10 protein-coding genes and 2 pseudogenes are annotated in these 15,175 nt (G+C 70.6%); 7 read left to right on the top strand and 5 right to left on the bottom strand.

The genetic code is table 11. The features are described from left to right. Positions 1–200: 200 nt before the first annotated feature. A complete protein-coding gene (locus tag OHA25_RS16975; protein ID WP_327588538.1) occupies positions 201–1,676 on the bottom strand; it encodes a sulfatase-like hydrolase/transferase in 1,476 nt (491 codons plus the stop codon). Between the two features lie 9 nt (positions 1,677–1,685). Further along, positions 1,686–3,152, bottom strand: coding sequence for an extracellular solute-binding protein (locus tag OHA25_RS16970; RefSeq protein WP_327588537.1), 1,467 nt, complete (start codon positions 3,150–3,152; stop codon positions 1,686–1,688). A 149-nt stretch (positions 3,153–3,301) separates the two neighbouring features. On the opposite strand from OHA25_RS16970, the gene OHA25_RS16965 reads away from it, so the two are divergent. The 6 genes and pseudogenes from OHA25_RS16965 to OHA25_RS16940 form a co-directional block, all read left to right on the top strand. Continuing rightward, complete coding sequence (locus OHA25_RS16965; RefSeq protein WP_327588536.1) at positions 3,302–4,306, top strand: LacI family DNA-binding transcriptional regulator; 1,005 nt, start codon at positions 3,302–3,304, stop codon at positions 4,304–4,306. Continuing rightward, complete coding sequence (locus tag OHA25_RS16960; RefSeq protein WP_327588535.1) at positions 4,303–5,232, top strand: carbohydrate ABC transporter permease; 930 nt, start codon at positions 4,303–4,305, stop codon at positions 5,230–5,232. The genes OHA25_RS16965 and OHA25_RS16960 overlap by 4 nt, the downstream gene beginning before the upstream one ends. Beyond that, positions 5,229–6,071: a carbohydrate ABC transporter permease gene (locus OHA25_RS16955; protein ID WP_327588534.1), complete on the top strand. Its 843-nt coding sequence runs from the start codon at positions 5,229–5,231 to the stop codon at positions 6,069–6,071. The genes OHA25_RS16960 and OHA25_RS16955 overlap by 4 nt, the downstream gene beginning before the upstream one ends. Before the next feature lie 19 nt (positions 6,072–6,090). Further along, positions 6,091–7,911, top strand: a complete 1,821-nt coding sequence (locus tag OHA25_RS16950; RefSeq protein WP_327588533.1) for a glycoside hydrolase family 2 protein — start codon at positions 6,091–6,093, stop codon at positions 7,909–7,911. Further along, positions 7,908–11,924, top strand: coding sequence for a glycoside hydrolase family 2 TIM barrel-domain containing protein (locus OHA25_RS16945; protein WP_327588532.1), 4,017 nt, complete (start codon positions 7,908–7,910; stop codon positions 11,922–11,924). Before OHA25_RS16950 ends, OHA25_RS16945 begins: the two co-directional genes overlap by 4 nt. 149 nt (positions 11,925–12,073) lie before the next feature. Next, positions 12,074–12,226, top strand: a pseudogene (locus tag OHA25_RS16940) (KH domain-containing protein); the annotation flags it as partial. A gap of 1 nt (position 12,227) precedes the next feature. Here the strand turns inward: OHA25_RS16940 and OHA25_RS16935 are convergent. The 3 genes and pseudogenes from OHA25_RS16935 to OHA25_RS16925 all read right to left on the bottom strand — a co-directional run. Further along, positions 12,228–12,470, bottom strand: coding sequence for a hypothetical protein (locus OHA25_RS16935; protein WP_327588531.1), 243 nt, complete (start codon positions 12,468–12,470; stop codon positions 12,228–12,230). A 17-nt stretch (positions 12,471–12,487) separates the two neighbouring features. Continuing rightward, positions 12,488–14,482 carry a hypothetical protein gene (locus OHA25_RS16930; RefSeq protein ID WP_327588530.1) on the bottom strand — a complete coding sequence of 665 codons (1,995 nt, stop codon included), beginning with the start codon at positions 14,480–14,482 and terminating at the stop codon, positions 12,488–12,490. Positions 14,483–14,605: 123 nt separating this feature from the next. Next, positions 14,606–14,806: pseudogene (locus OHA25_RS16925) on the bottom strand (transposase); the annotation flags it as partial. Here OHA25_RS16925 and OHA25_RS16920 point away from each other — a divergent pair. Further along, a complete protein-coding gene (locus OHA25_RS16920; protein WP_327588529.1) occupies positions 14,802–15,146 on the top strand; it encodes a hypothetical protein in 345 nt (114 codons plus the stop codon). The pseudogene OHA25_RS16925 and the gene OHA25_RS16920 overlap by 5 nt on opposite strands. The last annotated feature ends 29 nt before the right edge of the window (positions 15,147–15,175 follow it).

Raw genomic sequence — 15,175 nt, 5'->3', positions numbered from 1 at the left:
CGCATGGGTCTCTAGAACGTCAGGCCGCAGGTCAGAACGAGGTTTTACCGTAGCGGGCCGGCTCGTCCAGCCGCCGCTGCGGCATGGCCGGCGGGCGCACGCTGGGCGTGGAGTCGAGCTGCGGCTGGCACGAGTTCGACCAGGTGGGGCTGAGACAGCACCGCGAGATCGAGGACTGGCTGGCCTGCGCGGCCCGGGGGCTACCTCCCTTCCGGGGCGTGCCAGTTGTGTGGTGCGCGTTTGAGGGAGTACGCCGCCTCCGGCAGATCGTCCCGGACGCGGATCATCCAGCGGGCGAGGTCGGTCGTGAGGGCGGCGCGGGTCTCGGCGAGCGCCGGATCGTCGTACCGGTTGTCCAGCTCCGCCGGGTCGGCCTCCAGGTCGTAGAGCTCGCCGGCGCCGCGCTCGTCCAGGAGCAGCTTCCAGCGCTCGCGCCGGAGCATCACCGTCGTGCCGGCCTGGGTGACGGTGTTGAGCTCGTCGAAGGTGCGGCCTTCGTACGGGAAGTGCAGCGGAGGGCGGTCGTCGACGCCGTAGGACAGCCCGCCGAACCCGCGTTCGCCGTACCCGGTGGCGAACTCCTCGGCCGGGTACTGAGCGCCGGTGAGCAGGGGCCACAGGCTGCGGCCCTGGACGCCGGGCGGGATCTCGGCGTCGAGGGCGTCGCAGATCGTCGGTAACAGATCGGCGAGCGAGACGAAGTCGGTGCGGTTGACCGAAGGCCGCATGCCCGGCCCGGCCACGGCGAACGGGATGCACATCAGGCACTCGGGCATGCCTGCGCCCTTGCGCTGCAGGCCGTAGTCGCCGACGTAGTCGCCGTGGTCGGCGACGAAGAACACCAGCGTGTCCGTGTCCCGCCCGGTCTCACGCAGGTGGGTGAAGAACCGGCGGAGCTGGTCGTCGATGAGCCGCAGCATGCCGCAGTAGTTGGCGCGGTAGCGCCGCCACTCGGCGTCGTAGCCGGGCCGTTTCTCCTCGATCAGCTCGCGCAGCCAGGCGTACATGCCGCCCTTGCGCGCGGCGCCTTCGGGGCCTGCGAGCCGTTCCGGCATCTCGTCGGGGTCGAACAGACTGAAGTACGGCTCCGGCACCTGGTACGGGTTGTGCGGCTCGGGAAACGACAACCAGGTGAAGAACGGCCGGTCGGCGGGGGTCCGATCGATGGCGTCGATCGCGCCGTCCACGATCCGGTACGGGAACTGGCACTCCACCGGGAACGGCGTCGGCTCGTGCCCGACCGAGTGGTCCAGCTCGGTCAGCCACCGCTCGAAACGGGCCTGCTCGGGCGTCGCCGCGCCGTCCGGGCCGCGATCATGCCAGTACGGCGCCGCGAACGTGTCGAAGTCGGCCCGCTCGCGGTGGAAGTGCGTCTTGCCCGCCAGGTGCAGCGCGTAACCGGCGTCGCGGAGCACGTCCACCAGGTCGGCCCCGCGCAGCACGTGCCGGGCGGCGCGGTTCTGGCGGACGCGGTGCGCGGACGGGTAGCGCCCGGTGAGCAGGCTGATCCGGGCGGGCACGCACAGCGGCGAGGTGGTGTACGCCCGCCGGAACCGCGTCCCGCCGCCCATCAGCCCATCGAGGAAGGGCATGGTGTCCAGGGGGAAGCCGCTCGCGGCCGTCCAGTCGGCCCGCTGCTGATCGGTCATGATCAGCACGATGTTGGGTCGGTTCACGGTGCTCCGTCAGCGCTCGGCGTACATCGGCTTGGTGTAGTCCGTCCGCGGCTTCCAGTTGGGGAAGGTGTAGTCGTCCAGGCTGACCTGCGCGCCCTTGGCCTTGGCCGCCGCGATCGCCGCGTCGCGCTGCCTGGCGCTGTCGCTGGACAGCTTGGTCAGCGCCGCGCGCACGTCGGTGACGTCGCCGGTGAGCGCGCCCTGGATGATGTCCCCGAGGGTGGGGGTGACCGGTTTGGTGGCGATCTGCACCTGCTGGAGGTCCTTGTTGCCGGCGATCGGCTCGGGGGCCAGGAAGACGCTCTCCTTGAACCAGCCAATCAGCTTCTTGTAGGCGGGGTGCGCCTGGGACTGGTCGACGACGGAGATGTCGCGCGGCGGCTGCGACATGGTGTCGGCGACCCGGCGCGAGTACTCCTCCGTGGTGAAGTGCTCGCTCAGCAGCTTGCTCGCCAGCGCGGCGTTCTTGCTCGTCGAGGACAACCAGTAGTCCCCGGGCTGCGGCACATGGTAGGTGGCCACTTCGGTGCCGGCCTCCGGCGTCAGGATCGGTCCCACGCCGAGCTTGTCCGCGAAGCCGGGCGTCGCCTTCAGCGCCACGCCGGGGCACCAGGGGCCGTCGAAGTAGTACGCCGCGATCCCGGCCGTCCACCGGGCCCGGGCCACGTCGTCCAGCCAGGAGTTCGCCCCGGGCACCAGCACCTTGTCCCGGCTCAGCGTGACCAGGAACTCGATCACGTTGAGGTATTCGTCGGAGTGGAAGGCGAACTCGCCGTTGTCGTAGCGGACGCCGCCGGCCCCGGCGAACCCGGCCGCCTGCGCCAGGTCGTTGACCTGCTCGGCCAACCGCATCGGCATGCCGATGTTCCACACCCAGCCGTACGTCTGGCCGCCGCCCTTGCTCTGCACCGCGCGCGCCGCGGCCCGGAACTCGTCGTACGTCTTCGGCGGCGCCTCCGGATCCAGCCCGGCACGCGCGACCAGCTCCTTGTTGAACCACGTCACCGCGGAGTAGGTCTGGTGGCTGAAGATGGGGAAGGCGTAGATCTTGCCGTCGAACATGTGCAGGCCCTCGATAAGCGAGTCCTGGACCCGGGCCTTCGCCTCGGCGCTGAGCTCCAGCGGCTGCGACCATCCGGCGGCGACGAGCGCCGCGGCGGGCAGCGTGAGCCCGGCGTTGCTGCGCAGGTCGGGGAGCTGGTTGCTCTGTTTGGCCAGTTGCAGCGCCTGGCCCAGCTTCGCGGGGTTGTAGTACGTGTACTGGACGGGGGCGCCGCCGGGGCTCTTGGCGAACTGGGCGAAGATCTCCTTCTTCGCCGACTGGAGCTGGTTCTGGTGGTCCCACCAGGTCAGCGAGTTGCCACCGGCACCGCCACCACCAGCACCACCACCACTCCCGCCGCATGCACTGGTCGCGGCCACGGCCGTCAGGGCACCCGCAGCGGCGAGGAACCCTCGCCGAGTCATCGCGGTCATCGGTCCTGCCTTTCACCGCGCGGCCCGTGAACGTGTCGTAAAAAATGTTGCCGCGTGGCAAATTCATTCTTGCCACGCGGCATGCCGCGCGGCAAGACTCTTCACTACGGAAATGTCGCCGGCTTCCGACCGAAAGGTGAACGACCTTGGTGACCCAAAGAGACGTGGCGCGGCTGGCGGGAGTCTCCGTACGGACCGTGTCCAACGTCGTCAACAACTTCGCGTACGTGTCCGAGGAGACCCGCGCCCAGGTCCAGCAGGCCCTGGACGAGCTCGGCTACCGGCCCAACGTCGCGGCACGCAGCCTCAACCTGGGGCGCTCCAACCTGCTGGCCCTCGTGCTACCGCTGGACGTGCCCTACTTCACCGAGCTGGCCGCCCACGTGGTGGACCAGGCGGAGGAGCGCGGCTACACGGTGCTGATCGACCGCACCGAGGGGGTGGCGGAACGGGAGCGGCAGATCGTCATGCGGCGCGACCGCTCGGCCCTCTTCGACGGGTTCATCTTCAGCCCGCTCGGCCTGACCCCCGACGAGCTGCGTGACTGGGCGGGCAAGTGCCCGGCGGTGACGCTGGGCGAGGTGCAGGTAAAGGGTGTGGACCACGTCGCCATCGACGACACCGCCGCCGCCAGGAGCGCCACCGCGCATCTGGCCTCCCTGGGCCGGACGCGGATCGCCGCCATCGGCCTGGTGGACCGGCCGGTGGGCAACACCGCGGCGCATCGGTCGGCCGGATACCGGCAGGCGCTGGACGAGGCGGGGCTGCCCCTGCGTGCCGAGCTCACCGTGCCGGTGCTGCGCTACCAGCGCCAGGACGGCCGGCTCGCGATGGAGCGGCTGCTCGACCTGCCGGAACCGCCGGACGCGGTGTTCTGCTACAACGACCTGCTGGCGCTCGGCGCGATGCGGGCGATCCTGGCGCGAGGTCTGCGGGTGCCGCAGGACATCGCCGTGGCCGGGTTCGACGGCATCGAGGAGGGCCGGTTCGCCACCCCGCCGCTGACCACCATCGTGCCCGACAAGAAGAAGATCGCCGAGCTGGCCGTGCGGCGCCTGCTGGAGCGCGTCGAGGGCGACGACAGCGCCCCCGTACATCTCGAGGCGCCGTGGCGGCTGATGGTCGACGAGAGCACCACGGGCGCGCGCGGATGACGGTCGCACTCCCCTCCGCGGCGCGTCGGCTCCGCGACCGCACCACCCTGTACGTCTGGCTGTTCCTGACCCCGACCGTGCTCCTGTACGGCGCGTTCACGGTCTACCCGATCGTCGGCAGCTACGTGTACTCCCTCACCGACTGGAACGGGTTCGACGCGAGCCCGTCGTTCATCGGCCTGGCCAACTACCAAGAGGTCCTGGCCGACCCGATGTTCTGGAGCTCGTTTCGGCTGACGCTGACGTTCATGCTCGTCGCGGTGCCGATCCAGGTGCTGGCCACCCTGCTGATCGCGATCGTGCTCAACTCGCCGCGCATGCCGCTGCGCAAGTTGTTCAGGACCGCCCTGTTCCTGCCGGTGGTCACCACCACGGCGATCGTCGGCGTCGTCATGCAGTTCGTCTTCGACCCGGCCAGCGGCCCCGTGAACCTCGCGCTGCGCGAGGCCGGGCTGGCGCCGGACGGCATCGACTTCCTCGGGCAGTCCTCGACGGCGCTCGGCACGACGATCGGCGTGTACGTCTGGAAGTGGTTCGGCATCACGCTGGTCTACTGGCTGGCCGCGCTGCAGACCGTGCCGAACGAGGTGTACGAGGCGGCCCGGCTCGACGGCGCCGGCGCCCTGGCCACGCTCCGCCACATCACCATGCCGCTGCTCAAGCCCTTCCTGGTGATCATCACCCTGCTCTCGATCGAGGCGTCGCTGCAGGTCTTCGACCTCGTCCTGACCATGACCAACGGCGGCCCGTTCTACTCGACCGAGGTGATCGAGGTGTACATCTACCGGTGGGCCTTCGCCGCGACGGTCCCCCGACTCGGGTACGCGTCCGCGGCCGCCGTGCTGTTCGGCCTGTTCGTGTGCATCGTCGGCATGTTGCAACTGCTCGCGATGCGCGCCACCCGCCGGACCAGGGGGATGGCGTGAACGCGGCCAAGGTCATGCGCCGGCTGCCCTGGTGGCTGGCCGCCGCCGCGCTCGCCATCGGCTGCCTGATCTGGATCTACCCGTTCCTGTGGATGGTCTCGGCGTCGTTCAAGACGTCGGCCGAGGTGTTCACCAAGGGGCTCGACCTGCTGCCGGACGCACCGGAGTGGGCCAACTACGAGCGCGCGTGGGTCGAGGCGGAGTTCGGCAAATACCTGCTCAACACCGTGATCGTCACTGTGTGCACGGTGGTGGTCGTGGTGGTCAGGTGCGCCATGACCGGATACGTCCTCGCGCGCCACGAGTTCCGCGGCCGCAAGATCATCATGGGCGTCCTGGTGGCCACGCTGTTCGTCCCGGCCGGGTACACCATCATCCCGCTGGTCGACCTGTCCCAAAAGCTCGGCCTGCTCAACTCGCTGACCGGCATCATCCTGGCGATGTCGGGCGCCGCGAACGTGGCGGCCATCCTGCTCTATTTCGGCTACTTCCGCGGCATCCCCAAGGAACTGACCGAGGCCGCGCTCATCGACGGCGCCGGCTTCGCCACCATCTTCTTCCGCGTCATGCTGCCACTGGCCAAGCCGGTGACCGCCACGGTCACCGTGCTGACTTTCCTGTCCACCTGGAACGCGTTCTTCCTGCCGCTGGTCTTCACGTTCTCGCGGCCCGACCTGCGCACCGTCAGCGTCGGCATGCTGGCGTTCGTCGGTGAGAACGCCACGGACTGGTCGGGCATGGCCGCTGCGGCGACGATCTCGCTGCTGCCGGTCGTCGTGCTGTTCATCGTGCTGCAGCGGTACTTCATCGAGGGCATCGCCGGTGCCGTCAAATCCTGATCTATCGAAAGTGAGCATTGTGCCTGACAATTCCATGATCCCCCGTCCCGAGTATCCGCGGCCGCAGTTCGTCCGCGACGAATGGCAGTGCCTGAACGGGACGTGGCAGTTCGAGCGGGACGCCGGCGACTCCGGGCTGGAGCGAGGGCTGCTCGGCCGGGAGCTGAGCGGCGAGATCGTCGTGCCGTTCTGCCCGGAGGCGCCGCTGTCCGGTATCGGCGACCCGGACTTCCACGAGGCCGTCTGGTACCGCCGTACCGTGCGGGTGCCGCGGAGCTGGGCCGGGCAGCGGGTGCTGCTGCACTTCCAGGCGGTGGACCACGACGCCACCGTGTGGGTGGACGGCGTGGAGGCCGGGCGGCACCGGGGCGGGTTCACGCCGTTCAGCTGCGACTTGGCCGGTTCGGCCGATCCGGGGCACACGTACACGGTGGTCGTACGGGCCCGCGACCCGCGGAGTGGTCCGCAGGCACGGGGCAAGCAGGCGACCACGTACGAGGGGCACGGCGCGCACTACGGGCGCACCACCGGCATCTGGCAGACGGTGTGGTGCGAGCCCGTGCCCGCCCAGCACCTCGGCCGGCCGCGGATCACGCCCAACGTCGCCGCGTCCGCGTTCCGGATCACCGTGCCGGTGTCGGCCGCCCGCGCCGGGCACCAGGTGCAGGTGACAGTGTCGGACCAGGACGGCGAGGTCGCGCGAGCGCGGGCGCGCGCCGACCTCGACCTCGCCCCCGAGGTGTGGCTGCCGCTGCCGCAGGACCGCGTCCGGCTCTGGTCCCCCGAGGACCCCCACCTGTACGACGTCCGCATCGACCTGCTCGACGGCGACGGCACCGTGATCGACACCGCCGCCAGCTACGCCGGGCTGCGCTCGGTCTCCATCGACGGCCATGCCGTGCTGCTCAACGGCGAGGTGCGCTTCCAGCGGCTCGTGCTCGACCAGGGCTACTACCCCGGCGGCCTGATGACCGCGCCCTCGGACGAGGCCCTGCGCCACGACATCGAGCTGGCCGTGGCCGCCGGTTTCAACGGCGCCCGGTTGCACCAGAAGGTGTTCGAGGAGCGGTACCTGTACCACGCGGACCGGATGGGGTTCCTGGTGTGGGGCGAGTTCGGGGACTGGGGCGCCAACACCGGCGGCGGCGCGTCGTGGGACAACCAGCGGCCGACCGCCTCCTTTGTGACGCAGTGGCTGGAGGCGGTCGAACGCGACTACTCCCATCCGTCCATCGTCGGCTGGTGCCCGCTCAACGAGACCTTCCAGAAGCTGCACGACCGGATCACCGTGCTCGACGACGTCACGTGGGGCATGTACCTGGCCACAAAGGCGGCCGACCCGACCCGGCCGGTGATCGACGCGTCCGGGTACGCCCACCGAGTGCCGGGGGCCGACGTGTACGACTCCCACTGCTACGAGCAGGATCCCGAGGTGTTCGGCAAGCTGATGGCCGGGCTGGCGGACGGGGAGCCGTACGTCAACGCCGGCCCCGACGGGACCGCGTGGTCGGTGCCGTACCAGGGGCAGCCGTACTTCTGCAGCGAGTTCGGGGGCATCTGGTGGAACCCGGACGCGCCTCCCGAGGAGCAGTCCTGGGGTTACGGCGAGCGGCCCGCCAGTGAGGAGGAGCTGCAGCGGCGCTTCGCCGGGCTGGTCGGAGTGCTGCTGGACGATCCCCGGATGTTCGGCTACTGCTACACGCAGCTCACCGACGTCTACCAGGAGCAGAACGGCGTCTACCGTTTCGACCGGTCGAGCAAGCTGGACGTCGCGCGGATCCGCGCGGCGCAACTGCGCCCGGCGGCGATCGAGCGGGCCGGATCGGAGAATGGGCGATGACGTTACGACGGACCTTCGCCGTCGCGGTGCTCACCGCGGGGGCGCTGCTGGCGGCGACGGCGCCCGCCCTCGCGGTGCCGCCGCCGCCCGCGACCCCCGCAGAGGGGCGCACGATTGAGGTCAGCGGCCGGGTGGTGGACGCCGGCAGCGGCGCGCCGATCGAGGGGGCCAGCGTGCACGCCTCGCGGAGCGACGTGTTCGCCACGACCGCCGAGAACGGCACGTTCGTGCTGGCCGGCGTGCCGGAGAGCAGCGCGCTCGTGGTGGCCGGCAAGGAGGGGTACGCGTTCGCGTCCACGACCGCGGCCGGTTCGGTCACCCTCGAACTGGCCAGGGACACCGATCCGGCGCGGCAGGACTACCCGCGCCCGGACGCCGACCGGCGCCCGTTCACCGGCGACACGTGGCTGTCGCTGAACGGGACCTGGTCGTTCGACTTCGATCCCGGGAATGTCGGGGAGCGCGAACGCTGGTACGCCCCTGGGCACGCGTTCGGCAAGGCGATCCGGGTGCCGTTCGCGTACCAGTCGCTGGCCGCGTGGGGCGAGGAGGAGCTGGCGACCAAGGAGATCTTCCGCAGCGCCTTCGCCGGTTACCGGGGGACGGTCTGGTACCAGCGGTCGTTCACCGTGCCCAGGGACTTCCCCAAGCAGCAGGTACGGCTGCGCGTCGGGGCCGCCGACTGGGGCGCGGCGGTTTGGCTCGACGGTGAGCCGGTGCTGCCGTACACCGGGGACGGGTTCACCGAGATCAGCGCCGGGCTGGGCGCGCTGGCTCCCGGTTCGACGCACACGGTGACGATCCGGGTGGTGGCGCCGCCGACGACGCCCGAGTCTCCGTACCCGATGGGCAAGCAGACGGGCGAGCCCAACGGGGCGGACACCGGCTGGTTCAGCGACGTCGGCGGGATCTGGCAGTCGGTGTGGATAGAGCCCTACGCGGGCGCGCGGCTCACCGACACGCGGGTGACACCCGAGCTGACCTTCGAAGGGGACGCGCGCACGCCGTCCGTGGCGGCCGCGCGGATCGACGTCGCGGCCGACGGCGGGCAGCGCGCCACCGTGGAGGTGAGGGGCCCCGATGGCAAGGTGGTCGGCAGCGCGGACGTACCGCTCGAGGACGGGCGCGGGACGGCGCGGATCCCGATCGCGCGGCCGCGCCTGTGGGAGCCGGACGATCCGGCCCTGTACACCGCCGACTTCCGTCTCGGGAACGACGACGGCGTCCGGACGACGTTCGGTCTGCGGACGATCGAGCGGAAATGGGCGCCCGGACACCAGAACGAGTACCAGTACGTGTACCTCAACAACCGGCCGGTCTACCTGAGGGGCGTGCTCGACCAGGGCTACAACCCGTGGGGCCTGTACACCTACACCGGGGTCACCGCCGGGCCCGACCTGCGTACCGGGACCGAGAACGAGCCGGGCCGCGGCTCGATCCTGCTCGACCTGAAGAACGCCAAGAAGCTCGGCTTCAACGTGGTCAGGAACCACCTCAAGGTCAACGAACCCGCCTACTACCACTGGGCGGACCGGCTCGGGCTGATGATCTGGTACGACATGCCCAACGCGGGCTGGCACTCCCTGGGCGCGGAGGCCGAGCGGCTGTTCGAGGGGCTGCTGCGCGCCACGCTCAAGCGGGACCACAACCATCCGTCGATCGTGATCTGGACGATCTTCAACGAGGCGTGGGGGCTCGGCAAGGAGCCGTGGCAGCAGCCGATCCCGGCGGAGGCGTTCCCGTACGTCCGCAGGATGGTCGAGGTCGCCCGCGACACCGACCCGTCGCGGCTGATCGTGGACAACTCCGCCTGCTGCCGGAACGGCCACCTCGACACCGACCTCAACGACTTCCACTACTACCTGGCCGGCTACGACGAGTGGAAGAAGCTGCTGGACGGGTTCGACGCCCAGGTCAAGCCGGGTTCCACCTGGAACTTCAACGACGGCGCCCAGAGCGGGCAGCCGTGGCTGAACTCCGAGTTCGCCATCAGGTCCGGGCAGGCGCCGCACACGTTCGGCCTGTTCCGCGCCTATCCCAAGCTCAACGGGTACGTCGGCGTCCAGCTCGCCGAGACCGAGCAGGAGGTGCAGAGCCCGGTCACGTTCGACCGGCAGCCGAACCAGCCGGAGTTCGTGGACCATCACGGCAGACCGCGCGGCATCGACCTGTTCCAGGGTGACGACGCGATCTCGCTGATGGGCACGTCGGCGCGGACCGTCGAACGCGGCGGCGCCATCGAGGTGCCGGTCAAGGTCAGCCACTTCGGTGACACCGACCTGTCCCGGGCCACGCTCCGGTGGAAGATCGGCGGCTACGACGACGAAGGCCGCTGGGTCGCCGACGCGGGCGGCGGCGGTTCGCGGCCGTTCACCCCGGAACGCTACACCGTGACCGACGCCGGCACCGTGTCGGTCACCGCGCCGGCCAAGTTGCGCAACGGGTACGTGTGGATCTGGCTCGACACCGGCGGCCGGACCGTCGCCGAGAACTACCTGACCTTCGACACCCCCGCCCCCGACGGCGGCTTCTCCCCCGGCGCAGTGACCGCGCAGGAATGGACCGGCGGAGCCCAGGCCAGGACCACCGGCGGGTCCGACTGGGTCACCGGTTACGGCCGCGGCCACTTCGAGTACGAGGTCCAGTTGCCCGAGGAGGTCCGCACGGGCCGGGCGCGCGGAGCCACCCTGATCGCGGAGATCGCGGCCGCCCAGCCCCGCGGCTGGTACGACCCCAACAACGTGACCACCGCGCGCCGCTACCCCGCCCGCCTCACCGTGTCGGTCAACGGCACCGCGCTGCCGCTGATCGAGCTGCCCGACGATCCCCACGGTCCGACGGCGCTGGCCGGTCGATCACGGGGCTCCCTCGTGGCCGACTTCGGCAACCGCTACGGCTACCGAATCGCCGTCCCGATCACCGCACGCCAACTCGGCGACGGGGACACCGTCACACTGCGCTTCGCCTCCAACGGCGGCGGGCTGTCCGTCTTCGGCGTCCGCTCGGGCCGCCACGGCGCACCGCCCACGCTGGTCAGCGGCCGGGTCTCCGTGCCCGAGGAGCGTCCCCGCTTCCGGGCGGTCGACTCCCGGCTCTCGGTGTACCAGGCGCCGGCCGCGATCTCCACCGCGACCGGCGCCGGGACGGGGATTGTCTCGGTCGTCAACGACACCGCCAAGACGGCGCGGAACGTTCGCGTACGGCTGTCGGCCCCCAAGGGCTGGACCGCGACCGCCGCCGAGCCGGACGTGATCAGCTCGCTGAAGCCCGGCGAGGCCCGTCACGTCGCGTTCACCGTACGGGCGGAATCGACCGTGTTGACCGGCCAGACCGCGGACTTCACCGCCACCGCGAGCTGGGACGGGCACGCGATCCAAGCGATCAGCAGAACGACGGTGACCTTCGCCCCCGAGGCCTACCCCGAGGTCGGCGTGGACGACACCTTCGACACCGATTCCAGCGCCGCCTACACGGTCCACAAGCCGTCGGCGACCGAGGCGTTGCCGCAGCTGACCTTCGGCACGGGAACGCTGCAGGCGCAGGGACCGGGCGCTTACTACGGCCTGGTCTCCCACGGCTCCGGGCCGAAGAGCTCCCGGGCTGTCGTGATCGTCGACCATGACCGGTGGGCCGGCACCGGGAAGGGGCAGGACGCTCTGTTCAACGGCCTGGTCAAGGACGAGCGCAACTACGTCATGGCTTGGACCGGGATCAAGGGCCAGCACGGCATCGACATCAGGATCGACGGCAGGCTCACCGCCGCCTCCGGCGCCACGGGGGTGCTGGAGCCCGGCGACCGCTGGGCGTTCGTCCTCGACGGCAACTCGATCAGCACCTGGGTCGACCGCGGGGGTGGCTGGGGCTGGTCCCAGACCATGACGGGCACGACCCAGGGCCGCATCGACTTCACCAGGCCCGGCGCGCTGGATGGCTGGCACTACGCCGTGGGCCTGCGCGGCAACGCCGGCCCCCAGGCGATCGGCCGCCTCGAAGGCCGCAGCGACCCCGGCTGAGAAAGGGGCCGGCGACCATGACCGTCACCAGGGCCGCTCCCGGTGCGGCCCGGTGCGGCTCGGTACGGCGATCACCTCGCGATCGTTCGCAGGAGGGGCGGCGCCGCCCCTGGCATCGACGTCGAAGTCGTCCGCCGCGATCCTGCCACCAGGGGGAACGGCTGCGCGACGTGGGCTCGCGGGCCCGCAAGCAGATCGAGGCGCTGCTGGGGACACGGGTATACCTGGACCTGCGCATCAGCGTGGCCAAGGATTGGCAACGCGACCCGAAGCAACTGCGGCGGCTGGGCTTCTACGACTGAGTCAGCCGCCACCACCTCCGCGGTCGTGGAGACGGTGGCGATGCGCGGGAAGATGTAGTCGAAGGCGAACTCGTGGGCCCGCGCCTCCTCCAGCCCGGTGTCGTGGAAGGCGCACCGCCTCGGCCAGGTCGAGGGAGCGGGCCACCACGGCGGGACCGGCATGCGGCGCCGTGGGCTGCTCGACGATGCGCGTCATCAGGTCGATGAGGATGAGCGCGGTACGCCGGGGGTCCAGCTTGTCCATGATCGACATCGTGGTGGTCACTCGACGCGCGTCAGGATGGTGTCCTCGGCCAGGAAGATCCGCCCGTCGGGGTGGACCGCCAGGTTCTGCGCCGGCCGGTCGAGCAGCAGCTTGCCGGTACGGCCGGCCAGGTCGATCTCGAACAGCAGGTGCCGCTGGACCAGGGCGTAGATCCGGCCGTCCGCGGCCGGACGGGCGAGCTCGCCCGCGGTCGAACCCGTGTCCGGGGCCAGCTGCAGGCGGTGCACCACCTGCCGGGAGGCCACGTCGAAGGCGAAGAGCTGCCCGTCGGCGAGTCCCCACAACAGGCCGGTGGAGTCCTGGAGGAGCGCCGGGATGGCCGGGGCTCCGGGGACCGGCGTCATCTCGAAGGTCTTGCCGGCCGAGACGGTCCAGCCGAACAGGCGGGCCTCGGGCTGGGTCGGCGTGGGCGTCGAGTAGCCGCCGTGAATCGACGTCCCGCCGACGATCGTGCCGTCCTGGTAGGCCAGGCTGACGATGGACTGGTCGGTGACTACCGGCAGGTGGACGGCTGCCGCCAGGGTGGTCTTGTCGACGATGACGAGGGCGCCGTTCAGCGTGGTCCCGTCCGGCATGGTGCCGTAGGCCAGGTCGGTGCCCGCGTCGGTCATCGCGCGGATGCGTACCTGGTGCTGCGCCTTCAGATCGGTGATCTTCACCGGGTTGTCGGCCGTCCCCGGCGGGCCGGGCGCGTACTCGGGGCTCGACCAGGGCAGGGACGGGTCGTAGCGGTACAGCCGGGAGTCCGGGTACCCGCCGATCCAGACGGCGCCGCCGATCTCGCGGATGCTCTCGATCTGCCCGAAGCTGTGATAGTCCGCCTGTCCGGTGCCGGGATCGATCTCGGCGAAGCCGCTGAGGAACCCGCCGGCGTACACGGTCCCGCTCTGACCGGCGTGCAGCGTGAGGATGAGGACCGGATCGCCGGGCACGTCGGTCTGGACGAGCTCGCCGCGGCCGGTGATCGGGTTGTGCCGGAAGAGCGCGCCGCGCCACAGGAGCCCGGTGACCGTCTCGCCGGGCCAGTCGCGCGTGCCGAGGTCGGCCCATCCGATGCCGCGGTTGTTGGCGACCCGGCCCATGATGTCGGGGCCGACCGCGGTGAGTTTCCCGGTACGCGGCTGGTAGCGGGTGAGGCGGTTGTTCCGGGTGAAGTAGACCTCGCCGTGCCGGCCGGGCGAGGAGACGTCGAGGCCGGCGACGCCGTCGATGAGGTCGATCCACTTGCCGGCCGAGATGTCGTAGACGCCGAGCTTGCCGTTGATCGCGGTGCCGAAGCGGGCGTAGAGCTTTCCGGCGTAGGCGTTGAGGTCGTTGACGAGTTGCCCGGTCCCGTCGCCGAGCCCCTCGGGGAGGGGGAGCTCGCGCTTGGCGCCGGTGTCCTTGTGGATGGCGATGACGTGGGCGTCCGGGAGGGTCCCGGCGTAGATGTAGGACCCCCAGACGGCGATGCTGCGGACGTACTGGAGGCCGGGCAGGAGCTGGCCGTAGTCACGGACCCGGCCGGTGCGGTGGTCGTAGCGGAAGACGCGGCCGCCGGGATAGGTGCCGCCGTAAAGGCAGTCCTCATCGTCGATGGCCAGGCGCCAGATGTAGTGCTCGGAGGGGAGCGGGCGGCCGAGGTTCTCCGGCGTGCTGTCCGGACCCGGCTTGCGGCGGTAGAGGGAGCCGGTGTCGTAGGTGCCGACGTAGAGGGTGCCGTCGCGGGTGGCGACGACCGCGTACGCGCCCGGCGACCCGGTCAGCGGCTGGGTGAGCACCGTCTTGGCGGTGGCGGGGTCCACGGCGTTGAGCTTGGCCGGTTCGCCGGTGGCGACCGACCACAGGACCTTTTTGCCGTGCGGGCCGGGCGCCATGGCGCCGCCGACCAGCGTGACGTCCTTGAGCGGGGAGCCGAGCGGCGTGACGGACACGGCGCGTGCCGGGGTCGGGATGAGGGCGGCGCCCGGCGCCAGGATCGCGGCGGCTAACAGGCTGCGGCGGGTGAGCATAGCGGGGTCCTCCATCTTCGGCCGGGACCGAAAGGCCCGCTGGCAGGAGATCTGTGGCACTCATGAGAATATCGGTATGGACCGAAAGTACGTCAATGCCCCCAAGAGGTCCTAACAGAAAGATCAGCGGACGAGGCGTCGCCGGCAGATGATCGCTGCGGCGAGAGTCATGAAGGCTTCGTGGATGTCGTCGCGGATCTCCCAGCGGATGCGCAGGCGGCGGAACCAGTGCAGGAGCGCGATCGTCCTCTCGACCACCCACCGATGAACGCCCAGGCCGGAGCCGTGTGGGGTGCCACGCCGGGCGATGATGGGCTTGATGCCGACCGACGTCGTGGCCTTCTACGTCAACACCCAGAAGTTCGCCGGGTTCGAGGTGCGCGGGCCGCAGGTGCCGGGCGGGCTGGCGGTGTTCGGCGTCAAGCAGGGCGTGAGCATCCCCGACGGCGGCCGCTTCGCGCTGTCGCTGGTGGGCAACCGGGCCGCGATGTACGCCGACGCCGGCTCGGGGTGGCGGCTCGTCACCGCCGCCACGCTGCAGCACCTGCCCGACCTCACCGACCCAGACGTGCGCGCCGGTTACCGGTACGGCTTCGGCGTACGCGGCGACGCCGGGCCCGCGCCGCTGCTGCTGGACGCGGTGGAGGGGAGGAGCATTTCGTAGAACGGCGGGCCGGACCGTTGACAATTACG

It is taken from the genome of Nonomuraea sp. NBC_00507 (assembly GCF_036013525.1).
Classification (GTDB): domain Bacteria; phylum Actinomycetota; class Actinomycetes; order Streptosporangiales; family Streptosporangiaceae; genus Nonomuraea.
This window is presented reverse-complemented; position numbering and strand designations above follow the sequence as displayed.

What these genes read in the sequence shown, in the direction of transcription:
- OHA25_RS16945 (WP_327588532.1), top strand. Translation starts at nt 7,908, where the DNA reads ATGACGTTACGACGGACCTTCGCCGTCGCGGTGCTCACCGCGGGGGCG.
- OHA25_RS16935 (WP_327588531.1), bottom strand. Translation starts at nt 12,470, where the DNA reads ATGGACAAGCTGGACCCCCGGCGTACCGCGCTCATCCTCATCGACCTG.
- OHA25_RS16960 (WP_327588535.1), top strand. Translation starts at nt 4,303, where the DNA reads ATGACGGTCGCACTCCCCTCCGCGGCGCGTCGGCTCCGCGACCGCACC.
- OHA25_RS16930 (WP_327588530.1), bottom strand. Translation starts at nt 14,482, where the DNA reads ATGCTCACCCGCCGCAGCCTGTTAGCCGCCGCGATCCTGGCGCCGGGC.
- OHA25_RS16920 (WP_327588529.1), top strand. Translation starts at nt 14,802, where the DNA reads ATGCCGACCGACGTCGTGGCCTTCTACGTCAACACCCAGAAGTTCGCC.
- OHA25_RS16970 (WP_327588537.1), bottom strand. Translation starts at nt 3,152, where the DNA reads ATGACCGCGATGACTCGGCGAGGGTTCCTCGCCGCTGCGGGTGCCCTG.